Source organism: Sphingomonas degradans (genome assembly GCF_053502645.1).
On sequence record NZ_CP177172.1, the window covers coordinates 3,593,139 to 3,616,566 of the forward strand.

Sequence of the window (23,428 nt, forward strand, 5' to 3'; positions counted from 1 at the left end):
CCCCTTGGGTTTGCCGTGCGGCTGCTCTATCGCGGGGGGACATCATTCGCCGGGGACCGTTCGACGTGCTTACCTCCATCCTCGCCGCCGCCGGCGACTATGTTCATTTCAAGGATCTGGGGCTGAACCCGGTCGCCCTCGATCTGGGGTTTTTCCAGATCAAATGGTATTCGCTGGCCTATATCGCCGGCATCCTGATCGGATGGTGGTATCTGCTCAAGCTGCTGGCGCAGCCGGGCGCACCGATGGCGCGGCGGCATGCGGACGATCTGGTTTTCTATGCCACGCTGGGGATCATTCTGGGCGGGCGGATCGGCTATGTGCTGTTCTACGCGCCCCGGATGATTACCGAGACGCCGCTCCAGGTCTTCAAGCTGTGGGACGGCGGCATGTCGTTCCATGGCGGGGGGATCGGGATGACGATCGCGATCATCCTGCTGGCGCGGACATACAAGCTGAACTGGCTGCGCATCTTCGATTATGTGCTGTGCGTCGCGCCGTTCGGGCTGTTTTTCGGGCGGCTGGCGAATTTCGTGAACGGCGAATTGTGGGGCAAGCCGACGGACGTCGCCTGGGCGATCGTGTTCCGCAACACCGTCGCCTATGGCCCCGAGCCGGCGCGGCATCCCAGCCAGCTGTACGAGGCGGGGCTGGAGGGCATCCTGCTGTTCGCGGTCATGTGGTTCTGTTTCTGGCGCACCGATGCGCGGTATCAGCCGGGCAAGCTGGCGGGCATTTTCCTGCTCGGCTACGGGCTGTGCCGCTTCTTCGTCGAGCTGTTCCGCGAGCCCGATGCGCAGCTGGTGTGGCTGGTGCAGATGACCGGGCTGCACATGGGCCAGTGGCTGTGCATTCCGATGATCCTCGGCGGCCTGTATCTGATCGCCACCGCCAAGGGACGCCGCCACCGCGTCGAGCCGATCGTCGGCGAGAGCGTCGCGTAAGCTGCCGACGATGACCGACGCCGAAACCCCCGCGCTGCTGCCCGAGCGGCTGGCCCGTGCGATCACGCTGGCGGGGCCGATCCCGCTGTCGCAGTTCATGGGCGCCGCCAACGCGCACTATTACGGCACGCGCGATCCGCTGGGCGCGCGCGGCGACTTCACCACTGCGCCCGAGATCAGCCAGATGTTCGGCGAGTTGATCGGGCTGTGGATCGCCGATCTGTGGGACCGCGCCGGGCGGCCCGATGCGCGCTATGTCGAGTTCGGCCCCGGTCGCGGCACGCTGGCCGCCGATGCGCTGCGCGCGATGGGCAAGGCCGGGCTGGCCCCGCCGGTGGACTTTGTCGAGACGAGCCCCGTGCTGCGCGCCGCGCAGGCCGAGCGGGTGCCGCATGCCGAATGGCACCTCGACTTGGTCGGGCTGCCCGAGGACGCGCCGCTGCTGGTGGTGGCGAACGAGTTTTTCGACGCGCTGCCGATCCGCCAGCTGATCGCCACGCCAGCGGGCTGGCGCGAGCGGCTGGTGGCGTGCCAGGACACGCTGTTCCTGCCGATCGCGGGCGACCGCAGCTTCGACATGATCGTCCCCAAGCCGCTGCGCGATGCCGAGCCGGGCGCGATCCTGGAGACCTCGCCCGCGAGCGTGGCGATCCTGCGCAACCTCGCGGCGCGGCTGCTGGTCCAGGGCGGGGCGGCGCTGGTGATCGATTATGGCTATCAGGGGCCGGCGATCGGCGACACGCTCCAGGCGGTGCGCGGCCATGCCTATGCCAATCCGTTCGACGCGCCGGGCGAGGCCGATCTGACCGCGCATGTCGACTTCGCGACGCTGGCCGAGGCGGCAGAGGCCGAAGGGCTGGTGGTGCACGGGCCGGTGACGCAAGGGGCGTTCCTGCGCGCGCTGGGGATCGACGCGCGGACACAGGCACTGGCGCAGGCCGCGCCCGACCGCGCCGATGCGCTCGCCGCCGACCGCGACCGGCTGGTCACCGACGCGGCGATGGGGGACCTGTTCAAGGTGATCGCCTTCACTGCGCCCGGCTGGCCGGTGCCCGCCGGGTTCGCGCCATGATCTGCCGCGACGCCACGGCGGCGGACCTGCCCGCGATCGACGCGCTGTTCCGCGAGAGCTTCGTCGCGACCTTCGGCCATCTGTACCGCGATCCCGATCTGGCGAGCTTCCTCGACCAGTTCACGCCCGAAGCCTGGGCGGCGGAATTTGCGGGCAATGGCTATGCGTTCCGCGTCGTCGAGGATGCGGCGGGGCTGATGGGCTATGCCAAGATCAGCGGGCTCCAGCTGCCGGCGGAAACGCAGGCACCGGCGACCGAGCTGCGCCAGCTCTACCTGGCCGAGCGCGCCAAGGGCAGCGGCGCGGCGGGTGCGCTGATGGACTGGGCGATCGCCAGCGCGCGGGCGCGGGGGAGCGCGGAACTGTGGCTGTCGGTCTATGTCGACAATGCCCGCGCCAAGCGATTCTATGCCCGGTACGGCTTCGAGGATCGCGGCGCCTATGCCTTCATGGTGGGCGCGCACGAGGATGAGGACCGATTGATGCGGCTGACATTGTGAGCGCTGTCGAGGTCATCCGCGCACAGGCGCTGGACGGGGTGGCGCATGGCTTTCTGGGGCGGCGCGGGGGTGCCTCTACGGGGGTGCATGCCGGGCTGAACGTCGGCACCGGATCGAGCGACGACCCGGCGGTGATCGCCGAGAACCGGCGGCGCGCGGCGGACGCGATCCTGCCCGGCGCGCGGCTGGCGACGGTGTTCCAGGTCCATTCGGCCGACGCCGTCACCGTGATCGCGCCGTTCGAGGAACGGCTGCGCCCACGCGCCGATGCGCTGGTCACCAACCAGCCGGGGCTGTTGCTGGGCATCCTCACCGCCGATTGCGCGCCGGTGCTGTTCGCCGACCGCGAGGCCGGCGTGGTCGCCGCCGCGCATGCCGGGTGGAAGGGCGCGATCGGCGGCGTGACCGATTCGACGCTGGTGGCGATGGAGACGCTGGGCGCGCGGCGCGATCGCATCGCTGCCGCGATCGGCCCGTGCATCGCGCGCGCCAGCTATGAAGTCGACACCGGCTTCTTCCGCCGCTTTGCCGAAGCGGACCCGGCGAACGAGCGCTTCTTCGCCGATGGCCGGCCCGAACATTTCCAGTTCGACCTGGAAGCCTATGTCGCGCACCGGCTGGCGGCGGCGGGCGTGCGCACGGTCGAGATGCTGGGGCGCGACACCTATGCCGATGCCGATCGCTTCTACAGCTATCGCCGCGCCACCCATCGCGGCGAGCCCGATTATGGGCGGCAGATCAGCATCATCGGGATTGCGGGCTGAGCGCTTCACTTACGCAATACGTCACCGGTGTTCCGCCGCGCACTTCGTCAGAATTTCTCTCGTTGCCGCCACGCACGTACTTGGTATGATCGGCCATGAGGCGCGCAATAGCATTGGCATTGGTTCTTTTCGCGATGCCGGCGCGTGCCCAGACCGTCGCTTCTCTTCGGATACACGCAGACGCCAGCACGTATTTCGCGAACGTGGATACAGATCCATCGGTCGGCTACCGCCTGGCGATCGCGTGCATTGATGCGTGCTCAAGCTCTGCCGCATATCGTGAAGATATAGGCGATGTGCCGATGGGCCTGTTCGTGCGCGATCAGGACGGCCTCCTCTTTTCGCTCTGGGCTGGCGGTTCGGCCTACCGCGTCCGCATCTGGCGGATCACCGACGCGGGCATACGGCAGGTTGCAGAGCTATCCAGCCGAGGCCGCCCCGAGTTTTTGGATGATCCGCAGGGGCGCCCGATCATTCACACATTCGACGCCGAGAGCGGAACGGGGCCGCGTTCGGTGATTCGCTGGACCTATGACGGCAAAGCGTTTGTCCGTAGCCGCTGAGATTTTCGTTTTTGTACCGGTTAGTGACCCGTACCCGACCGAGGGCTTCCGCCCCCTAGCGCGTGTTGGGCGTAATCGATGACTGGTGTACGAAATACTCGCCATAGTCGCCGCGACCTTCAAAATCGCTTGGCGAGAAGCCGCTCGGCTGCAGTTGCCGCGCGCGGGAAGAAAGTCGGTTAGCGGCAGCAGCCCAATAAGCTTCATCGCCTAAGCCCCACGGGGCTACGGTCGCCATAATGCCAGCGACAAAAAGAAACTCAGCGTCTGACGATGCTTCACCGCCGAAATAGTCGAAGACCTCGTGCCATAGTGCCACGGCGGAAGGATCGTCGGACAAGCCTGTCAGGAACTCTGGCTCAGCCCAATGCCACCATGCCAAAAACAGCAGATACAAGGCCCGCTCTCGGTCCCGATCTCCCCCGGCCCAACCGGCACGCAGCCTTTTATACGCCTCTTCCACCGGCTGATCCCCGCGTCGCAGCACCATTGCTCTAGTAGTGGTGACGGCAGCTTTCCACCACCTGGAAGTCGCGCAGGGAACCCGCGCGGGCGACGGTCGATTGGGAGTCGCTGGTAGCAATTGTGACGCAACTTGTCGGAGTGCAAAGCCCGCGCAATATCGTTACAAGTGATACCAACAACAAATCCCGGAGAGCCCCACATGACCGACGAAACCGAAGCCGAACTGAGCGGCGCCACCCCCCGTCGCCGCCCCAAGGCGAGTGTCGAGACGATCGGCGGACGCAAGCTGCGGCCGAGCACGATGATGATGGGGCATGGCTATGATCCGGTGCTGTCCGAAGGATCGCTCAAGCCGCCGATCTTCCTCACTTCGACCTTCGTCTTCCCCAATGCGGCGGCGGGCAAGCGCCATTTCGAGGGCGTCACCGGCAAGCGGCCGGGCGGCGCCGAGGGGCTGGTCTATTCGCGCTTCAACGGGCCGAATCAGGAAATCCTGGAGGACCGGCTGGCCGTGTGGGAAGAAGCGGAGGACGCGCTCGCCTTTTCCAGCGGCATGTCCGCCATCGCCACCTTGTTCCTGTCGATGGTCAAGCCCGGCGACACGATCGTCCATTCGGGCCCGCTCTATGCGGCGACCGAGACGCTGATCTCACGCATTCTGGGGCGCTTCGGGGTCAACTGGCTCGATTTCCCCGCCGGCGCCACCCGCGAAGAGATCGATGCGGTGCTGACGCAGGCGGCGACGGGCAATGTCGCGCTGATCTACCTCGAAAGCCCGGCCAACCCCACCAACGCGCTGGTCGATGTCGAGGCCGTCGCCGCCAGCCGCGACGCGATCTTCACGGGCGAGAACAAGCCGCCGATCGCGATCGACAACACCTTCCTGGGGCCGCTCTGGGCACAGCCGCTCAAGCAGGGCGCCGACATCGTCGTGTACAGCCTGACCAAATATGCCGGGGGTCATTCGGATCTGGTCGCGGGCGGTGTGCTGGGGACCAAGGCGCACATCAACACGATCCGCATGATGCGCAACACGATCGGCACGATCTGCGACCCCAACACCGCATGGATGCTGCTGCGCTCGCTGGAAACGCTGGAGCTGCGGATGAGCCGCGCGGGCGAGAATGCCGCCAAGGTGTGCGAATTCCTGGCCGCGCATCCCAAGGTGGAGAAGGTCGGCTATCTCGGCTTCCTCGATCGCGGCGAGGACAAGCGCCAGGCCGATATCTATCGCCGCCACTGCACCGGCGCGGGATCGACCTTCTCGCTCTATCTCAAGGGCGGCGAGAAGGAGGCGTTCGCCTTCCTCGATTCACTGCGCATCGCCAAGCTGGCGGTATCGCTGGGCGGGACCGAGACGCTGGCCAGCCACCCGGCGGGGATGACGCACCTGTCGGTGCCCGAGGCGCGCAAGCAGGCGCTGGGGATTACCGACAATCTGGTGCGCATCTCGATCGGCGTCGAGGATGCCGACGACCTGATCGCCGATTTCGAGGAAGCACTGAAGGCGGTGTAAGGGCGAGGCCCGAAAGCGGCACGATGACGTAAGGCCGATTCGCTCCTTACCGTTCACCCTGAGCTTGTCGAAGGGCAGTGAGACTCACCGTACTTCGACAAGCTCAGCACGAACGGGAATTTTCGTCGTGATCATGCTCTAGCGTGCAAAGCCCTTCACCACCTCGGGCTCGATCAGCGCCGCAAGCGCGCGGTGGTCCTGGAGCGAGGGGTGGCCGTTGCAGCCGCTGAGCGCCAGCCCGCCAAAGGGAATCGCCGTCGCGCCCGTCGCGGCGGCGACCTGGCGGACTTCGGCGATGAAGTTGCTCGCGCCCATCAGCACGATCCGCGCCTGGGGCTGGCGCGCCTTGAGCTGCCGGACGAAATCGAGATAGCGGGTGCGATAGGCGCTGCGCAGCGCGGCGTCGTCTGCCCATGCCTCGGCCGCATGGAGCGGGGTGGAGAAATCGTTGGTGCCCAGGTTGACGACGATCACCTGCGGGTGCCAGCCCCGCTCGCGCGGCGCGGCCCCCTCCACGCCCGGAAGCGTGCGGGGATAAAGCAGCGGCAGGCTCTCGCCCGGATGCGTGCCGTTCCAGTTGCGGACGATGCCATAACCCGAATAGGCGATCACCCGGAAATCGGCATCGAGCTTCTTGGCGAGCAGCGGCCCGAACGCCTGCTGGGTATCGGTGCGGTCATGGACCTGTTCGGGCGTGCATTTGGCGTCGGGGGACAGGTTGCCATAACCGACGGTGAAGCTGTCGCCGACATATTCGATCTGGCGCGCGCGGGGCTGGGGGGCGAGCGATACCCCCGTGCGGGTGAAGAAGCCGCGGAAGCGCCCGCCGCCCGACTGGCTCTCGGTCAGCTTCTCCAGCCGCACGACATGGTCGCCGGGGGGCAGATCGCGCACCGTAAGCCGTGCGTCGCCGGGGCGGGTCAGCGTCGCGCGAGGAACCCCATCGACCAGAAGCGTCAGGTGCTCGGTCGGGCTGTCGACCTCCACGGTCACGTCGGTACCGCGAAACCGGCCCTCGAAATAGACGCCGGGCCAGCCGAAAGACTGGTCGATCGTCACACGCCCGCCCACCAGCGGCGCGATCGGCATTTCATCGGGAATCGCGGGGATCGCGGCGAACAGGGCAAGGCTGAGCATATGCCCAGCCTAACCGCGCCGGCGCCGCGCGCCTAGCGCGGATCGACATTCGGGATTCCCAAACGAGCTGATCGCTGATTCATAGGCATCCGTGTTGAGACGCGGAGCAAGTGATGGCGGTGAAGCGGTACGAACTGAACGATGCGCAATGGCAAAGGATCGCATCGCTGTTGCCGGGCAAGGTGGCTGATCCGGGGCGTTCTGGCACGGATAACCGTTTGTTCGTGAACGGATGTTTATGGGTTCTGCGCTCTGGCGCCCATTGGTGCGACCTTCCGGAGCGCTATGGAAAGTGGAAGAGCGTCCATCGCCGCTTCAGCCGGTGGTGCCATGCCGGCGTCTGGGAACGGGTGTTCGATGCGTTGACCGCCGACCGGGACAATCAATATCTGATGATCGACAGCACAATCATCCGCGCCCACCAGCAGGCAGCGACCGGAAAAGGGGGGCGCGCGACCAGGCGCTGAGGCGTTCCCGAGGCGGACTGACTACCAAGGTCCACATGTTGGCCGACACCCTCGGCCGCCCGCTGCGTTTCATCCTCACGCCCGGCCAGACCGGCGACATCACCCAGGCTCCGGCTCTGCTCGATGGGCAAGAGGGCAAAGCCGTGCTCGCTGACAAAGCATATGACAGCAATGCCTTACGTGCCATTATTGCCGGTATGGGCGCCGAGGCCGTCATCCCCTCAAACCGCTGTCGCAAGATCGTCATCCCCCATGACACGATCATCTACAAACAGCGCAACCGCATCGAACGATGCTTCGGCCGCCTCAAGCATTTCCGACGTTTCGCGACACGCTATGAGCGTCGCACCATCCACTTCGCAGGTTTCGTCCATCTCGCCGCTACCATGATCTGGTTACGGTGAATGTCGATCCGCGCTAGCCCCACAGCCGCGCGCGATAGGCGTCGAAACAGCGGGCGCCGCAGCGCAGGCGGATCAGTGCGCCTTCGGCCATGGCGGTGGCGCGGGCGGGGTCTTGCTCGATCGCCGGGCGAATCGCTTCGCGGTTCCAGTCCTCGCTATGCTTGACGTCGAGCACCGCGTGGAGCGTGAAATAGCGCGCTTCCTTGGGGCTGAGCCCGACGCGCTTGAGCCCTTCCGCCACCGCCGCCGAGCGGCCCGGCGCAGTCAGTTCGATCACGCCCAGCGCGCCGACCGAGTGCCAGGCATAGCGGCGATTGGTCGCCATCGCGGTCATCGCGTTGGCGAGGCTGAGGCTTTCCCACACGGTGTTCTCGATCACCGGAGTCACCGCCAGCGTCTCGACCAGCGCATCCAGCATCGGGCCGTGCATGCCCTTGGCCGTGCCATGGCCCATTTCGTCCCAGTAATTGCGCGCGAGTTCGAGCTTGGGGCGCACCGGCAGCTTCACCTGCGTCATCGCGACCAGATCGTCGAACCCCGCTTCGCCGGCGGCTTCCTGTTCGAAGAACCATCGAAGCTGGTCCCGATCGGCCCGTTCGGCGAGCCACGGGAAGAGCGGATCGCCCTGCCCCGGTCCCGTCGCCTTCAGCCCCTCGAACCAGTCGATAAAGCCTTCGACATCGGTGGGCGCGGCGGCGGCCTCGTCGATCACTTCGGCGCGCAATTCCTCAAGGAACGCGCCTTCGAGCCGCTGCATCCGCAGGTCGCGCTCGAACACGCGCTGCCAGTCGGCACTCGGGAAACCGGGCTCGAGCCGTTCGCGGTTCCAGTGGGCAAGCCCGCGTTGAAAACTGTCGGTAAGAAATTGCGATCCAACGTCCTGCGCAAAGTCGCGGGGGCGGGTGGCCATAGTGTCTCTCCTGTTGCCCGCTCAAACCGGCCACAAAGCGCGATGGTTCCAGTACCTTAGGCGGCGTTAACGTGGATCAGCACGAATCCGGATGCGTGGCGCGCATCCTGCCAATACGGGATTGCAACAATTGCAATCGTCGCTCGCCCCCCGCATGAAATGGCGAATAGCTTTCACGGAACGCCCATGACTCGCATCGCCAATCCCGCCCTCGCCGCCAAGATCATGTCCGCCGAAGAGGCTGCCGCGTTTATCGGCGACGGGATGACCGTGGGGATGAGCGGCTTCACGGGCTCCGGCTATCCCAAGGCGGTGCCGACGGCGCTCGCCGCGCGGATGGAGCGCGACCATGCCGAGGGGCGCCCGCTGCGCGTGCAGGTGTGGACCGGCGCGTCGACCGGGCCGGAGCTGGACGGGGCGCTGGCCAAGGCCGACGGCGTCCAGCTGCGCCTGCCCTATAATTCCGATCCCATCGCGCGCGACCGGATCAACCGGGGCGAGATGGAGTATCTCGACATGCATCTGAGCCAGGTCGCACCGGTGGCGTGGGAAGGTTTTCTGGGCGCGCTCGACATCGCGGTGATCGAAATCTCGGGCATCCGGGCCGACGGGTCGCTGATCCCGTCCTCGTCGGTGGGCAACAACAAGACGTGGCTCGATCGTGCCCGCCACGTGATCCTGGAGGTCAATCGCTGGCAGAACCCGGCGCTGGAGGGGATGCACGACATCTATTACGGCACCGCGCTGCCGCCCAGCCGCGTGCCGATCCCGCTGATCCGCCCCGACGACCGCATCGGCCAGCCGCATTTCCGCTGCGATCCCGACAAGGTGATCGCGGTGGTCGAAACCGACGCGCCCGATCGCAACCTGCCCTTCGCCGCGCCCGACGCCAGCGCGCTGGCGATTGCGGGGCATTTGATCGACTTCTTCCAGCACGAAGTGCGCATGGGCCGGCTGCCGCCGTCGCTGCTGCCGCTGCAATCGGGGGTGGGGAACATTGCCAATGCGGTGCTGTCGGGGCTGCTCGATTCGCCCTTTTCGGGGCTGACTGCCTATACCGAAGTGCTGCAGGACGGGATGCTCGACCTGCTGGCGTCGGGCAAGCTGCGCATGGCGTCGTGCACGGCCTTTTCGCTCAGCCCCGATGCCGCCGCGCGGCTCAATGCAGAGATGGCCGACTTCCGCGACCGCATCGTCCTGCGCCCGCAGGAGATCAGCAACCACCCCGAAGTGGTTCGCCGCCTCGGCTGTCTGGCGATGAACGGGATGATCGAGGCCGATCTGTACGGCAACGTAAACTCTACGCACATCATGGGGTCGCGCATCCAGAACGGGATCGGCGGATCGGGCGACTTCGCGCGCAACGCGTACCTGTCGATCTTCATGACGCCTTCGACGGCAAAGGGCGGCGCGATTTCGGCGATCGTGCCGCATGTCAGCCATGTCGACCATATCACGCAGGACGTGCAGGTCATCGTCACCGAGCAGGGACTGGCCGATCTGCGCGGGCTCGCCCCCCGCCGCCGCGCCGAACTGGTGATCGAGAAATGCGCGCATCCCGACTACCGCCCGATGCTGCGCGACTATTACGAGCGCGCGCTGAAGGGCAGCTATGGCCTGCACACCCCCATGCTGCCGGGCGAGGCACTGGCGTGGCACCAGCGGTTTATCGACACGGGATCGATGCGCGTCTGAATCAATATGATGCACTGACGACGGGCCGGTCCGCCGCGCAGCTATAATGGAGCAAGCCGCGCGGCATATCGCGCGGGACCAACCGGATGACCTTGTTTGATACCTGACCTGTCCGCCGCGTCGCTCGACCCGCTGGAGCGGGGGCTCCGCAATCGGATGCTTCTCTCGGCCGTGGCGATCGGGGTCATGCTGACGATGGACCTGCTGGAGCCATTCGTAACGAGCCGAGACGCGAAACTCGCGATCGTCGCCGCGCAAATCGCCAGCGCCATCGTAGCGGTCTCGCTGCTGCTCTTCGGTGGCCCGCATACGCTTCGCGCCCTTCGCGCGCGCCGCGAGGAAGCGGCACGGGCCCATGCCGAGCGCAAACAGATCAACCACCTGTTCCGCATGACCGAGATGCTCCAGAGCGCCAGCGGCTATCCCGATGCCAACGCGGTGCTGTCGTCTACCATCGCCTCGCTGCTCGATGGCTTCGGGGCGGCGCTGTATGTGTTCAACAATTCGCGCGACCGGCTGGAACTGTCGGGTGTGTGGCACTGGCCTACGGATGAAGCGCTACGGCCGATGCTGACCCCATCCCAGTGCTGGGCACTGAAGCGGGGCAAATGGCACCTGAATGCCGACAGCCAGGGCGCGCTGCGCTGCGAACATCATCTGACCGGCATCACGGTGCTGGAGCTGCCGATGACCGCGCATGGCGAGATCCAGGGCATGTTGCAGATCGCGACGGCGCGCCCGAACGCCACGGCGGAGCTGAAGGTCATCCAGCCGCTGGCGGCGGCGATCGCCGATGCGATGTCGCTCGCGGTTTCCAACATCTCGCTGCGCGAAAAGCTGCGGACGCAGGCGCTGCGCGACCCGCTGACCGGATTGTACAACCGGCGCTATATGGAAGATGCGCTGAGCCGCTATGCCAGCCTCGCCGAGCGCAGCGGAACGCACCTGGCGACGATCATGATCGACCTCGACCATTTCAAGAAGCTCAACGACGAATTCGGCCATGCCGTGGGCGACGCCGTGCTGCGCGAGGCGGCGGCGACGATCATGGGCGTGCTTCGCACCTCCGACGTCGCATGCCGCTATGGTGGCGAGGAATTGCTGGTGATCCTGCCCGAATGCGGCATCCACGAAGCGATGGCCAAGGCCGAGGTCATGCGCGAGCGGATCGAGGCGCTGTCCGCCACGCACGATGCGAAGATATCGGCATCGTTCGGGGTCGCCGCGCTACCGGAATGCACCCGGTCGGTCGCCGATCTGCTGGGGATCGCCGACGCGGCGCTGTACCAGGCCAAGGAAACGGGCCGCAACCGCGTCGTCGCCGCACCGGTGCGCGAAGCAGCGGCGCTGCCGGTGCCAAGCGCACCCGCGTCTTAACCGTCGCCGACCCGCTCGATATCGGCGCCGACGCCCTGAAGCTTTTCCTCGAGCCGCTCATAGCCGCGATCGAGGTGATAGACGCGATTGACCTGCGTCTCGCCCTCTGCCGCCAGCCCTGCGAGGATCAGGCTCATCGACGCGCGCAGATCGGTTGCCATCACCGGCGCGCCGACCATGCGATCGACCCCGCGCACCACGGCGGTGCGGCCATGGACTTCGATATTGGCGCCCATCCGGGTGAGTTCGGGGACGTGCATGTAGCGGTTCTCGAAGATCGTCTCGGTCAGCACGCTGGCGCCATCGGCCTTGCACAGCATCGCCATGAACTGCGCCTGCATATCGGTGGCGAAACCCGGGAACGGCGCGGTGGACAGGGTGAGCGGCTGGATGCCGTTGGTCGCGATGATGCGGACCGAATCGCGGCCTTCCTCGACGGTGATCCCCGCCTCGACCAGCGCGTCCAGCGTCGCGCGCATATCGTCGGCATTGGCGCCGACCAGCTCGACGTCGCCGCCGGTGATCGCCGCCGCACAGGCATAGCTGCCCGCTTCGATTCGGTCGGGCATCACGCTGTAGGTCGCGCCGTGCAGCCGCTCGCGCCCCTCGATCTCCAGCCGTTCCGTGCCGATCCCGCCGATCGACGCGCCCATCGCCACCAGCAGGTTGCACAGGTCGACGATCTCGGGCTCGCGCGCCGCATTGTCGAGCACGGTCGTGCCGCGCGCCGTCACCGCCGCCATCAGCACATTCTCGGTCGCGCCGACCGACACCACCGGGAAGCTGTAGCGCCCGCCCGCGAGTCGCCCGCCGGGCGCCGTCGCCTTCACATAGCCGGCGGCCAGTTCGATCTCGGCGCCGATCGCCTCCAGCGCTTTCAGATGCAAGTCGATCGGGCGGTTGCCGATCGCGCAGCCGCCGGGCAGCGACACCGTCGCCTCGCCCGCACGGCCGAGCAGCGGGCCCAGCACCAGAATCGACGCGCGCATTTTGCGCACGATGTCGTACGGCGCGACCGTGGAAGTCAGCCGGCCCGCGCGCACGGTCATTACCCGCCCGAAATCGGTGGGGCGGGTCCCCTCGATCGACGTCGATGCGCCCAGCTCGTTGAGCAGGTGCCCGAAGCTGTCGACATCGGCCAGACGCGGCAGATTCCGTAGCGTCAGCGGCTCATCGGTGAGCAGCGCGCAGGGCATCAGCGTCAGCGCGGCGTTCTTCGCGCCCGATACTGTAATTTTACCAAGGAGGCGGTTGCCGCCGCGAATGAGTATACGGTCCATGACCGAGCTTCTAGCCGCTCGGCGCGCTTGCGCAAGCGCGGCAGACCGAAGCCGGTATTGATCGACTTTAATGCACTGAAGCCACCGCACTGCTTTGCACCATGGGGTGGGGGGAAGCGATAGCGTGTCGGGTAGTTGTTTCGCGGATATTTTGAGCCAGCATTTGGAATTGACCTCTGGCGAGAGGTCGGCTCTCGAAAAACTGGAGGAACGCCAGCGGCACGTACGCCGGGGGGCGGTGCTGCAGCGTGAGAATGAGGAATGCAGCGAGCTGTTCATCCTGCGGCGCGGGCTGATGATGAGCTATGTGCTGCTCGACGACGGCAGCCGCCAGATCCTGCGCTTCCTGTTTCCCGGCGACATGCTGGGCGTGTCGAGCGCCGTCTATCACGAGGCGCCGGAGACGCTGTGCGCGCTGTCCGAATGCGTGGTGTCGCCGTTCGATCGATCGGCGTTGTCCGACATGATGAGCGATCATCCGCGCCTGTCGGCGATGGTGCTGGTCTATTGCCAGATCGAGCGGGTTGCTCTGACCGATCGGCTGGCGGCGCTCGGCCGCACCAGCGCCAAGGCACGCGTCGCCGCGCTGCTGATCGAGCTGCGCAATCGCCTGCGCGCCACCGACAAGAGCATCGCCAGCGTCTTTGCGCTGGGGCTGACGCAGGAAGAGATCGGCGACGCAACCGGACTGACCGCCGTGCACGTCAACCGGATGCTGCGCCAGCTGGAGGAAGAAGGGATGATCGCGCGCGAAGGCGGCCGCGTCACGCTGCGCGACGAACGCGCGCTGGTGCGCGCGGCCAATTATGTGAACCGGTACGAAGGGCTGGACCTGAGCTGGCTGCCGCGTCCGCGCGGGTAACGGTGGCCAGCGGGCGGCGGGTGCCGTTGCCCCTCAGGCCTTTTCCAGCGTGCATTGCAGCGGGTGCTGGTTCTGCCGGGCGAAGTCCATCACCTGCGTCACCTTGGTCTCGGCGACTTCGTAGCTGAACACGCCGCACACGCCCACGCCGCGCTGGTGGACATGGAGCATCACGCGCGTCGCCTCTTCCATGTTCATCCGGAAAAAGCGCTGGAGCACGAGCACGACGAATTCCATCGGCGTGTAATCGTCGTTGAGCATCAGCACGCGATACGGCGTCGGCTTCTTGGTGCGCGTACGGGTGCGCGTCGCCAGCCCGACAGAGGGATCGCGGCCCTCGTCGTCATTGTCGCCGGTATCGGCCATGCGAAATTCGAAACTGTCGGAAATGGCCATCACACCGTGAAAATATGGGTTCCGCGCCGACTAGGCAAGGGCGCGCGAAGGAGCGCCTGCCTGCGTTGCCGCGGAGATACGGAAAAGGGCGCCCGCTTGCACGGGCGCCCTTTTCGTTTTTGCTGGAAGGCAAGCCGCTTACGCGGAGACCTTCACCTTTTCGGCTGCAACCGCGATGCGGTTCGACAGCGGCTGCACGGCATCGCCGGCCAGCTTGAGCATCGCTTCGGTGTTCTTCGACGCTTCGGCGACATAGGAGTCGAACGAGGTGCGGAAGAAATCGCTCTGGAGCTTGAACAGCTCGGTCGGCGACTTGACGGTCGCCAGCGTCTTCATGATCGCCGTGGCGTTCTCGAACGACTTGCGGCTGTATTCGGCAGCGTCCTGACCGAAGGCTTCGAGGCCCTTGGCGGCGATGCGGCTGGATTCGACGACGGCTTCGATATTGCCCTTGGCGAACTCATTGGCTTCTTCGACCAGCTTGGTCGACTTTTCGACCGCAGCCTTGGTGCGCTCGTTGAAGTCGTTGAAAAATGCCTGAGCCTTGGCGGTGTTTGCTTCGATCGTGGTTGCCATGATCCTGGTTTCCTTGCTGACTGTGTCGGCGGCCGTATGCGCGACGGCGGCGGCGACAGGTTCAATCTCCGCGGCTGCCTGCGCGATGGGCGCGGCCGCGGTCTGTGCGGTATCGACTACTTCCTGCGACGCTACCGTCACGGCCGGGACCGGCTCGGGCACCACGGGCGGGACAATCGTCTCGACCACGGGCGCCGGCACGGGCTTCTCAACCTTGGCGGCAACAGCCTCAGCCTTGGGCGCGGCCGGCTTCGTGGCGCGCGCCGCAGGCGTGGGAGCGGCGGGTTTACCCGCGCCGGTCTTCGGTCCCTTGGTGGCCATGTGAATCGGTCCCCTGACTAATTGCTGCGCTGCAACATATAGTGAATTCGGGACAGCCGTGCAAGGCCTTTGTGCGGTGCACAAAACGTCACAATCGGTTGAAATACTGGTATTTATCGGATTTTTACGTAACTTCCCGGAGCATCTTCGAGCGCTTCCAGCGCGCCGGCGCCGGGCACCCGTGCGCCATCGGCGGCGACGCGTTCACCATCCAGCGACTCGATCCAGCCGATCCAGTCGGGCCACCAGCTCCCCTTGGTCTCCACCGCCCCTTCGACGAACGCGGCGAGCGAGCGGGCGGGCGCGGAGTTGGTCCAGTACTGATATTTGCCCGATGCCGGGGGATTCACCACGCCGGCGATATGCCCCGAGCCGGCGAGCACGAACTTGATCGGCCCGCGCAGATATTCGGTGAGCTTCCACACGCTCGCCGCCGGGGCGATATGATCCTCGCGCCCAGCCTGGATGTATGCCGGGGTGTGGATGCGGGTGAGGTCGATCGGCGTCCCCCCGATCGCCAGCGCACCGGGGGCGATCAGCTTGTTGTCGCGATACAGGTCGGTCAGATAGCTGAGGTGCCAGGCCGAGGGCAGATTGGTGACGTCCGAATTCCAGTGGAGCAGATCGAACGGCGCATATTCCTGCCCCATCAGGTAGTTGTTGGTGACATAGTTCCAGATCAGGTCGCGCCCGCGCAGCAAATTGAAGGTGGCGGCCATGAACCGCCCGTCGAGGAACCCCTCCGCGCCCAGGCTGCGGATCAGCGCGAGATTCTCGTCGTCGATGAAGATGCGCAGATCGCCCGCTTCGGTGAAGTCGACCTGTGCGGTGAAGAAGGTCGCGCTCTTCACCCGATCCGCCTGCCCGCGCGCGGCGAGCACCGCCAGCGTCGCCGCCAGCGTCGTCCCCGCGACGCAATAGCCGATCGTATGGACACTTTCGACGCCCAGCAGCTCGCGCACCGTGTTGATCGCGTCGATCTGGCCGCGCTCGACATAATCGTCCCACACCACGTCCTTCATCGTGGCATCGGCCGACTTCCACGAGACGACGAACACGGTCAGCCCCTGCTCCACCGCCCATCGGATGAAGCTCTTTTCCGGGTTCAGGTCGAGGATGTAGAAGCGATTGATCCAGGGCGGGAAGATCAGCAGCGGCGTCTTGTACACGCTCTCGGTCGCCGGGGTGTACTGGATCAGTTCGTACAGCGGCGTGCGCTTGACGACCTTGCCCGGCGTCATCGCCAGGTTGCGGCCCAGCTCGAACGCGCCTTCCGCCGTCTGGGTGAGCTGGCCCTTTTGCAGATCGGCCAGCATGTGCTGGAGCCCCTTGATCAGGTTCTCGCCGCGCGTCTCGACGATCTTTTCGAGCACGAGCGGATTGGTCGCGGGGAAATTGGTCGGGCTGATCGCGTCGATCAGGCCCTGGGTCGCGAAGCGGATCTGCTCCTTTTGCCGGGCATCGACATGTTCGAGCGAATCGACGTTCTTGAGCAGATGGTCGGCGATCACGAAATAGCTCTGGCGCAGGAAATCGAACACCGGCTGCTCGCGCCATTGCGGCGCCTTGAACCTTTTGTCGCGCGCCTGTTCGGGCGTTTCCTGGAACGGCTCGGTCTGGTCGGGATACAGGAAGCGCTGCCACAGCTGCATCGTGTCCGCCCAGAAGCCGGCGGTCGCGCGCAGCGCCGGGGTGGGATCGAGGATCGCGCCAAAGGGCGGTGCCGCCGGCACATGCTCCATCACGTCGATGCCATGTTCCAGCATAAGCTGCTGCGCGCGGCCCAGCACCCAGGTCCAGTGCTGGAGATCCTCCAGGCTGGGCATCGCCACATCGGGGTTCGCGGTCGCGGTATCGGACATGATTTTCCTCTCCAGCCGGGACTTTAACGCACGGTTTGCAACTCGTCATTCCCGCAGCGGCTCTTATCGCGTAGAAACCCGCCCACGGCACAAATCGGTGCCGCGCTCCAATCCTTGAAAGATGAGGAAATGTCCGAAGAGTTCTACCGCATCAAGCGTCTCCCCCCCTATATCATCGCCGAAGTGAACGCGATGCGGGCGGCGGCGCGCGCGGCGGGCGAGGACATTATCGACCTGGGGATGGGCAATCCCGATCTGCCGCCGCCGGACCATGTGATCGAGAAGCTGTGCGAAGTGGCGCGCAAGCCCGACGCGCATGGCTATTCGCAGTCCAAGGGGATTCCGGGGCTGCGCCGCGCACAGGCCAATTATTACGGCCGCCGCTTCGGCGTGGAGATCGACCCCGAGACCGAAGTGGTCGTGACGATGGGATCGAAGGAGGGGCTGGCCAGCCTGGCGACCGCGATCACCGCGCCGGGCGACGTCGTGCTGGCGCCCAACCCCAGCTATCCCATCCACACCTTCGGCTTCATCATCGCCGGCGCCACGATCCGCGCAGTCCCAACGACGCCCGACGAGCATTATTTCGAAAGCCTCGAGCGCGCGATGAATTTCACCGTGCCGCGCCCGAGCGTGCTGGTGGTCAACTATCCGTCGAACCCGACGGCGGAAACCGTCGACCTCGCCTTTTACGAGCGGCTGGTCGCATGGGCGCGCGAGAACAAGGTGTGGATCCTGTCCGACCTCGCCTATTCCGAGCTGTATTTCGACGGCAAGCCGACCGTGTCGATCCTGCAGGTCAAGGGCGCGAAGGACGTGGCGATCGAGTTCACGTCGCTGTCCAAGACCTATTCGATGGCCGGGTGGCGCATGGGCTTTGCCGTGGGCAATCCCAAGCTGATCGCGGCGATGACGCGCGTGAAGTCGTACCTCGATTACGGCGCCTTCACCCCGATCCAGGCGGCGGCGTGCGCAGCGCTGAACGGCCCGCAGGACATCGTCGAGAAGAACCGCCAGCTGTACCACAAGCGCCGCGACGTGCTGGTCGAGAGCTTCGGCCGCGCCGGGTGGGACATCCCCGCCCCGCCCGCCAGCATGTTCGCCTGGGCCCCGCTGCCGCCTGCGCTCGCGCATCTGGGCAGCCTGGAATTTTCCAAGCAGCTGCTGACCGAGGCCAAGGTCGCGGTCGCGCCCGGCGTCGGCTATGGCGAGAATGGCGAAGGGTTCGTGCGCATCGCGATGGTCGAGAACGAACAGCGCCTGCGCCAGGCCGCGCGCAACGTGAAGAAGTATCTCCAGTCGATGGGCGTCAACACGCCCAGCGCCAAGGCGGGGTGAGCGGCGGCGCTTGCTAAAGCGGCCGGGCTCGGGGCATGGCGAGGCCATGTCCCGACCCGGCTTCCGCTTCTCCACCCGCTTCCGCGTCCGCTATTCCGAGATCGACGGGCAGAAGATCGTCTTCAACTCGCGCTACCTCGAATATGCCGATGTCGGCATTACCGAGTTCTGGCGCTGGGCCGACCTGCGCGATCTGGGGCCGGTGTGGACCGAGGCGGAATTCAATGTCGTCCGCGCGGGCGTGGAGTTCAAAGCGGCGCTGCGCTTCGACGATATGGTCGAGGCGTTCGTCCGGGTGGACCGCGTCGGCACGTCGAGCATGACGATGCGCGTCGAGCTGTGCCACGCGGAAACCCGGGCGCTGCACGCCGTGGTCGAACTGGTCAGCGTGCATGTCGATCTGGACGCGCGGCGTTCGGTGCCGATCCCGGATGCGGTGCGGGCGCGGTTGCTGGCGCTGGGGGACGCGGCGGAGGCCTAAGCCAATTTTCGTCACCCCGGGCTTGACCCGGGGCCCAGCTTCTTTTGCGCGGGATAGGGTAGAAAGCGGGCCGCCGGGTCAAGCCCGGGGTGACAAGGTTGGAGCGGCCCCTACTCCGCAGCTTCGTCGCGCGCGACTTCCTCGGGCAGGGCCCAGAGCAGGTCGCCCTTGGTCAGCACGCGGCCGTCATGTGCCTGGACCGAGACCTGCGCGATCGGCCTGCGGTCACGCGCGTCGACCAGGATCGGGCTGGCGGGGACGCAGGTTTCCCAGCGTTCGCCCCATTGCCGCAGCGCGATCATCGCGGGCAGCAGCGCGTGCCCCTTGTCCGTCAGGCGATATTCGACCTTGCGGCGATCCTCGGCACAGGGCTGGCGCACCAGGATGCCGTGGCTGACAAGCCGGGCCAGCCGATTGGCAAGGATGTTGCGGGCGATCCCCAGTTCGGACTGGAATTCCTCGAAATGGAACAGGCCGTTGAACGCGCCGCGCAGGATCAGGAAAGACCAGCGCTCGCCCATCGCCTCCAGCGCAGCCGGGAGGCTGCAATCCGAAGCCAGTTCGCGCAGGGTTGGTCGCAGCCCGTTGCCCATAGACGGCACCCTATCGTAGTTTTTCGGCGAGCGGAACGCCCTAACCTTCTGCAACGCAGCAATAGTTTCTGGTTGCAACTTACCTGCTTGTCAATTAGCTATCGCCGACAGAATCGTCCAACGAAAATCTGTTTCAGGAGCATCACATGACTCGCTTTCCCGCCGTGATCGCTGCAACCGTGCTGGCGTTCGCGCCGCTCCCCGGAATGGCACAGGCCGCGCGCGGCTATTATGCCGCGACCCCCGTTACCGCACCTGCGAAGGCCAGCCTGGTGACCCGCTCGACCATCTGGAAGTGCGGCGAGGGCGTGTGCGTCGCGGCAAAGGCGAACGCGCGCGACAACATCGTGTGCGAACTGGTCGCCCGCGAAGTGGGCGCGCTCTCCGCGTTCCGCGCCAACGGCACCGAATTCGACGCCGATGCGCTGGCGAAGTGCAACGCAAAGGCGCGCTGATAGCTTTTTAGAAATGCGCCGGGGCGCATTTCGCGGTGCCGGCCCGCTCCCCCTCCCGGCCACCCAGCGACAGGATCCTATGGGTGGCCGGGAGGGGGAGCGGGCCGGCACCGCCTTGAAATTCGCTCTTCCGCGAATTTCCAAACGGCCGCTAACACACTAAATCGTTGCATTGGCGCGGCACGGCGCCCCATTTAGGCGCTGTGCTGCGACAATATGAACTAGTGGACCGGGTCCTTTCGTACGACCCCGATGCCGATGAAGCGCTTCTCAACCGCGCCTATGTGTTTTCGGTGAACGCCCATGGCACGCAAAAGCGTGCCTCGGGCGATCCCTATTTCAGCCACCCGATCGAAGTGGCCGGCATCCTGACCGACCTGCACCTCGATGCCGAGACGATCGCGACGGCGATCCTGCACGACACGATCGAGGATACCGTCGCCACCCCCGAAGAGATCGAGCGGCTGTTCGGCGCCAATGTCGCCCGCATGGTCGACGGCGTGACCAAGCTGTCCAAGATCGAGGCGCAGACCGATACCGAGCGCGCGGCGGAGAATCTGCGCAAGTTCCTGCTGGCGATGTCGGACGATATCCGCGTGCTGCTGGTCAAGCTGGCCGACCGGCTGCACAACATGCGGACGCTCCATTTCATCCGCAATCCGGACAAGCGCAAGCGCATCGCCCGCGAGACCCTGGACATCTATGCCCCGCTCGCCGAGCGGATCGGCATGTACGAGTTCATGAAGGAAATGCAGACGCTGGCGTTCCGCGAGCTGGAACCCGAGGCGTATGAATCGATCACCAAGCGGCTCGACGGGCTGAAGATCGAGGGCGAGGACCGGATCGCCAAGATCGCGTCGGGGCTAAAGCTGCTGCTGGCGCGCGGCGGCATCGACGCCGAAGTGACGGGGCGCGAGAAGCACCCCTATTCGATCTGGAAGAAGATGTCCGAGCGGCATGTCAGCCTGGAGCAGCTGTCGGACATCATGGCGTTTCGCGCGATCGTGACGACGGAAGAGGAATGCTATCGCGCGCTGGGATCGATCCACCGCCGCTGGCCGATGGTGCCGGGGCGGTTCAAGGATTACATCTCGACGCCGAAGCGCAACGGATACCGATCACTCCACACCAGTGTGATCCATGCCGAGAACATGCGCATCGAAATCCAGATCCGCACCAAGGACATGCACGCACAGGCCGAATTCGGGCTGGCGGCGCACTGGGCGTACAAGCAGGACGCGGTGCGGCCCGACACGCAGGTCAGCTGGATTCGCGACCTGATCGAGATCCTGGAACATGCCGAGAGCCCCGAAGAGCTGCTCGAGCACACGCGCATGGCGATGTACCAGGATCGCATCTTCGCCTTCACGCCCAAGGGCGAGCTGATCCAGCTGCCCAAGGGGGCGACGCCGGTGGATTTCGCCTATGCGGTCCATTCCAACCTGGGCGACCAGGCAGTGGGCGCCAAGATCAACGGCCGGGTGATGCCGCTGCGCACCGAGATCCAGCAGGGCGACCAAGTGTCGATCCTGCGCTCCAAGGCACAGGAGCCGCAGGCCAACTGGCTGAACTTCGCGATCACGGGCAAGGCGCGCGCGGCGATCCGCCGGCATATCCGCCACAAGGAGCGCGACGAGACGCTGAGCCTGGGGCGCAAGCTGTTCGACAATATCGTCCAGCGGCTGCCCACCCCCGCCGGCCCCGATGCGCTGGCCGATGCGCTCAAGCGGCTCAAGCTGGCGGACGAGGACGCGCTGATGGAGGGCATCGCCCGGCGCCAGCTGACCGACGGACAGGTGATGGAAGCGATCATGCCGGGCTCTGCCGAGGGCACCGATCACGAAATGCCGACGCAGATGCAGGCGATCGACATCAAGGGGCTGACTCCCGGCGTCGCCTTCGTGCTGTCCGAGGATTGCCGCCCGGTGCCGGGCGACCGGATCGTCGGCATCCGCCGCCCCGGCGAGCCGATCGAAGTCCATGCGATCGATTGCGCCAGCCTGGCCGACACCGACGAGGACGACTGGGTCGATCTGACCTGGGGCGACAAGGCCGAGGGCGGCGTCGCGCAGATCGCCGTCACGCTCAAGAACGAACCCGGCGCACTGGGCGCGATCGCCACGCTGATCGGCCAGCACAAGGCCAACATCCTGGGCATCCGCATGGATAACCGCGACACGACCTTCCACACCAACACGATCGACCTGGAAGTCCGCAACGCCGCCCACCTGATGAAGCTGCTCGCGGCCCTGCGCGCGGCGGACGTGGTGAGTTCGGCGGAGCGTGCATAGCCGTAACGAAAAGGCGCATGACGGCGGGCCAGCGGGGCGCTAGAGCATCAACCCATGAAACGGCCTGCACTTTCCGTCGTCATCCCCTGTTACAACGAAGAGGCCTGCCTCGAGATGCTGCACGCGCGCGTCTCGGCGGCGGCCCGCGCGGCAGTGGGGGACAGCTATGAAATCGTCCTGGTCAACGACGGGTCCAAGGACGCGAGCTGGCCGGTGATGCAGCGGCTGAGCGCCGCCGACCCGCGCCTTGTCGCGATCAACCTGTCGCGCAACCATGGCCACCAGCTGGCGCTGACCGCCGGGCTGGACCTGTGCGCGGGCGAACAGATCCTCATCATCGACGCCGATTTGCAGGACCCGCCCGAGCTGTTGACCGACATGCGCGCCGCGATGGTGTCGCAGGGCGCCGACGTGGTCTATGCCGTGCGCCGCAAGCGCGAGGGCGAGAGCATCTTCAAGAAGCTGACCGCCGCCGTCTTCTATCGCGCGCTCGACCGGATCACCGACACGCCGATCCCGCTCGACACCGGCGATTTCCGGCTGATGTCGCGGCGCGCGCTGGATGCGTTCCTGTCGCTGCCCGAACAGGCGCGCTTCATCCGGGGCATGGTCGCATGGATCGGCTTTCGCCAGGTGCCGTTCGTCTATGACCGGCACGAACGCCATGCGGGCGAGAGCAAATATCCGCTGGCCAAGATGATCCGTTTCGCGCTGGACGCGATCACCGGCTTTTCCACTGCGCCGCTGCGCTTCGCCAGCCATGTCGGGCTGCTGCTGACCGCCGCGTCGGTGCTGCTGGTGCTCTACATCGTCGTCGCGTGGCTGATGGGCAATGCGATCCAGGGCTGGACCTCGACCATGCTGGTCGTCGTGGTGCTGGGCGCGGTGCAGATGTTCGTGCTGGGGATGATCGGCGAGTATCTGGGCCGGCTGTACGTCGAATCGAAGCGGCGCCCGCTGTACCTGGTCGCCGATGTCGCGGGACCGGTGCAGGGCCACGCCTCGCTCGGCTATCGCTTCGAGGATTCGGGCGCGGTCAGCGTATCGCCGCAGGCGGTGCGCAGCGAGGCGGCGGAGTAGCGCTTCGGCCAAAAGGCCGTTCCCCCGCGAAAGCGGGGGTCCAGAGCCCCACGCTCTGTCCCCGATGCCCTGGACCCCC

General features: G+C 65.9%; 22 protein-coding genes and 1 pseudogene. 15 read left to right on the forward strand and 8 right to left on the reverse strand.

Going from position 1 to position 23,428, the window contains the following annotated elements; all coding sequences use genetic code 11:
* Nucleotides 1-65 precede the first annotated feature (65 nt).
* The 5 genes from lgt to ACG3SL_RS16455 all read left to right on the forward strand — a co-directional run bounded on the left by lgt (nt 66) and on the right by ACG3SL_RS16455 (nt 3,843).
* Nucleotides 66-944, forward strand: a complete 879-nt coding sequence (gene lgt, locus ACG3SL_RS16435; protein ID WP_448662245.1) for a prolipoprotein diacylglyceryl transferase — start codon at nt 66-68, stop codon at nt 942-944.
* A 10-nt stretch (nt 945-954) separates the two neighbouring features.
* On the forward strand, nt 955-2,016 hold the full coding sequence (locus ACG3SL_RS16440) for a class I SAM-dependent methyltransferase (RefSeq protein WP_448662246.1): 1,062 nt from the start codon (nt 955-957) through the stop codon (nt 2,014-2,016).
* Nucleotides 2,013-2,516, forward strand: a complete 504-nt coding sequence (locus ACG3SL_RS16445; protein WP_448662247.1) for an N-acetyltransferase family protein — start codon at nt 2,013-2,015, stop codon at nt 2,514-2,516. The genes ACG3SL_RS16440 and ACG3SL_RS16445 overlap by 4 nt, the downstream gene beginning before the upstream one ends.
* On the forward strand, nt 2,513-3,280 hold the full coding sequence (gene pgeF, locus ACG3SL_RS16450; protein ID WP_448662248.1) for a peptidoglycan editing factor PgeF: 768 nt from the start codon (nt 2,513-2,515) through the stop codon (nt 3,278-3,280). Before ACG3SL_RS16445 ends, pgeF begins: the two co-directional genes overlap by 4 nt.
* Nucleotides 3,281-3,393: 113 nt before the next feature.
* Nucleotides 3,394-3,843 carry a hypothetical protein gene (locus ACG3SL_RS16455; RefSeq protein ID WP_448662249.1) on the forward strand — a complete coding sequence of 150 codons (450 nt, stop codon included), beginning with the start codon at nt 3,394-3,396 and terminating at the stop codon, nt 3,841-3,843.
* Nucleotides 3,844-3,898: 55 nt separating this feature from the next.
* Here ACG3SL_RS16455 and ACG3SL_RS16460 read toward each other — a convergent pair whose 3' ends face one another.
* Nucleotides 3,899-4,240 carry a hypothetical protein gene (locus ACG3SL_RS16460; protein ID WP_448662250.1) on the reverse strand — a complete coding sequence of 114 codons (342 nt, stop codon included), beginning with the start codon at nt 4,238-4,240 and terminating at the stop codon, nt 3,899-3,901.
* Between the two features lie 267 nt (nt 4,241-4,507).
* On the opposite strand from ACG3SL_RS16460, the gene ACG3SL_RS16465 reads away from it, so the two are divergent.
* Nucleotides 4,508-5,824 carry a cystathionine gamma-synthase family protein gene (locus ACG3SL_RS16465; protein ID WP_448662251.1) on the forward strand — a complete coding sequence of 439 codons (1,317 nt, stop codon included), beginning with the start codon at nt 4,508-4,510 and terminating at the stop codon, nt 5,822-5,824.
* A gap of 138 nt (nt 5,825-5,962) precedes the next feature.
* Here ACG3SL_RS16465 and ACG3SL_RS16470 read toward each other — a convergent pair whose 3' ends face one another.
* Nucleotides 5,963-6,961, reverse strand: coding sequence for a GDSL-type esterase/lipase family protein (locus ACG3SL_RS16470; RefSeq protein WP_448662252.1), 999 nt, complete (start codon nt 6,959-6,961; stop codon nt 5,963-5,965).
* A 113-nt stretch (nt 6,962-7,074) separates the two neighbouring features.
* Between ACG3SL_RS16470 and ACG3SL_RS16475 the strand changes: the two are divergent.
* Nucleotides 7,075-7,832 (forward strand): annotated as a pseudogene (locus ACG3SL_RS16475) (IS5 family transposase).
* A 13-nt stretch (nt 7,833-7,845) separates the two neighbouring features.
* On the opposite strand, the gene ACG3SL_RS16480 reads toward ACG3SL_RS16475, so the two are convergent.
* On the reverse strand, nt 7,846-8,742 hold the full coding sequence (locus ACG3SL_RS16480) for an iron-containing redox enzyme family protein (RefSeq protein ID WP_448662253.1): 897 nt from the start codon (nt 8,740-8,742) through the stop codon (nt 7,846-7,848).
* A gap of 186 nt (nt 8,743-8,928) precedes the next feature.
* On the opposite strand from ACG3SL_RS16480, the gene ACG3SL_RS16485 reads away from it, so the two are divergent.
* Both ACG3SL_RS16485 and ACG3SL_RS16490 read left to right on the forward strand, forming a co-directional pair.
* Complete coding sequence (locus ACG3SL_RS16485; protein WP_448662254.1) at nt 8,929-10,437, forward strand: acetyl-CoA hydrolase/transferase family protein; 1,509 nt, start codon at nt 8,929-8,931, stop codon at nt 10,435-10,437.
* 96 nt (nt 10,438-10,533) lie between these two features.
* Nucleotides 10,534-11,814, forward strand: a complete 1,281-nt coding sequence (locus ACG3SL_RS16490; RefSeq protein WP_448662255.1) for a GGDEF domain-containing protein — start codon at nt 10,534-10,536, stop codon at nt 11,812-11,814.
* Here ACG3SL_RS16490 and murA read toward each other — a convergent pair.
* The gene (gene murA, locus ACG3SL_RS16495; RefSeq protein ID WP_448662256.1) at nt 11,811-13,094 is read right to left on the reverse strand and encodes a UDP-N-acetylglucosamine 1-carboxyvinyltransferase; all 1,284 of its coding nucleotides are present in this window, start codon (nt 13,092-13,094) and stop codon (nt 11,811-11,813) included. The genes ACG3SL_RS16490 and murA overlap by 4 nt on opposite strands.
* 151 nt (nt 13,095-13,245) lie before the next feature.
* Between murA and ACG3SL_RS16500 the strand changes: the two genes are divergently transcribed.
* A complete protein-coding gene (locus tag ACG3SL_RS16500; RefSeq protein ID WP_448662257.1) occupies nt 13,246-13,956 on the forward strand; it encodes a Crp/Fnr family transcriptional regulator in 711 nt (236 codons plus the stop codon).
* Between the two features lie 33 nt (nt 13,957-13,989).
* Here ACG3SL_RS16500 and clpS read toward each other — a convergent pair whose 3' ends face one another.
* From clpS to ACG3SL_RS16515, 3 genes are all read right to left on the reverse strand, one after another.
* Nucleotides 13,990-14,322: an ATP-dependent Clp protease adapter ClpS gene (gene clpS, locus ACG3SL_RS16505; RefSeq protein ID WP_448665152.1), complete on the reverse strand. Its 333-nt coding sequence runs from the start codon at nt 14,320-14,322 to the stop codon at nt 13,990-13,992.
* Nucleotides 14,323-14,490: 168 nt separating this feature from the next.
* Nucleotides 14,491-15,249, reverse strand: coding sequence for a phasin family protein (locus tag ACG3SL_RS16510; RefSeq protein WP_448662258.1), 759 nt, complete (start codon nt 15,247-15,249; stop codon nt 14,491-14,493).
* Between the two features lie 113 nt (nt 15,250-15,362).
* Nucleotides 15,363-17,111, reverse strand: coding sequence for a PHA/PHB synthase family protein (locus tag ACG3SL_RS16515; RefSeq protein WP_448662259.1), 1,749 nt, complete (start codon nt 17,109-17,111; stop codon nt 15,363-15,365).
* A gap of 129 nt (nt 17,112-17,240) precedes the next feature.
* Between ACG3SL_RS16515 and ACG3SL_RS16520 the strand changes: the two genes are divergently transcribed.
* Nucleotides 17,241-18,449 carry an LL-diaminopimelate aminotransferase gene (locus tag ACG3SL_RS16520; protein ID WP_448662260.1) on the forward strand — a complete coding sequence of 403 codons (1,209 nt, stop codon included), beginning with the start codon at nt 17,241-17,243 and terminating at the stop codon, nt 18,447-18,449.
* A 46-nt stretch (nt 18,450-18,495) separates the two neighbouring features.
* Entirely contained in the window at nt 18,496-18,930 is a 435-nt protein-coding gene (locus ACG3SL_RS16525; protein ID WP_448662261.1) for an acyl-CoA thioesterase, read from the forward strand.
* 110 nt (nt 18,931-19,040) lie between these two features.
* On the opposite strand, the gene ACG3SL_RS16530 is transcribed toward ACG3SL_RS16525, so the two are convergent.
* Nucleotides 19,041-19,523 carry a winged helix-turn-helix transcriptional regulator gene (locus ACG3SL_RS16530; protein ID WP_448662262.1) on the reverse strand — a complete coding sequence of 161 codons (483 nt, stop codon included), beginning with the start codon at nt 19,521-19,523 and terminating at the stop codon, nt 19,041-19,043.
* 146 nt (nt 19,524-19,669) lie between these two features.
* Here ACG3SL_RS16530 and ACG3SL_RS16535 point away from each other — a divergent pair, with 146 nt between their 5' ends.
* From ACG3SL_RS16535 to ACG3SL_RS16545, 3 genes are all read left to right on the forward strand, one after another.
* Nucleotides 19,670-19,978: a CC_3452 family protein gene (locus ACG3SL_RS16535; protein ID WP_448662263.1), complete on the forward strand. Its 309-nt coding sequence runs from the start codon at nt 19,670-19,672 to the stop codon at nt 19,976-19,978.
* A gap of 203 nt (nt 19,979-20,181) precedes the next feature.
* Entirely contained in the window at nt 20,182-22,269 is a 2,088-nt protein-coding gene (locus ACG3SL_RS16540) for a RelA/SpoT family protein (RefSeq protein WP_448662264.1), read from the forward strand.
* A 54-nt stretch (nt 22,270-22,323) separates the two neighbouring features.
* Nucleotides 22,324-23,349 (forward strand): glycosyltransferase family 2 protein, encoded by a 1,026-nt coding sequence (locus ACG3SL_RS16545; protein WP_448662265.1) that lies wholly within the window; start codon nt 22,324-22,326, stop codon nt 23,347-23,349.
* Nucleotides 23,350-23,428: the final 79 nt, after the last annotated feature.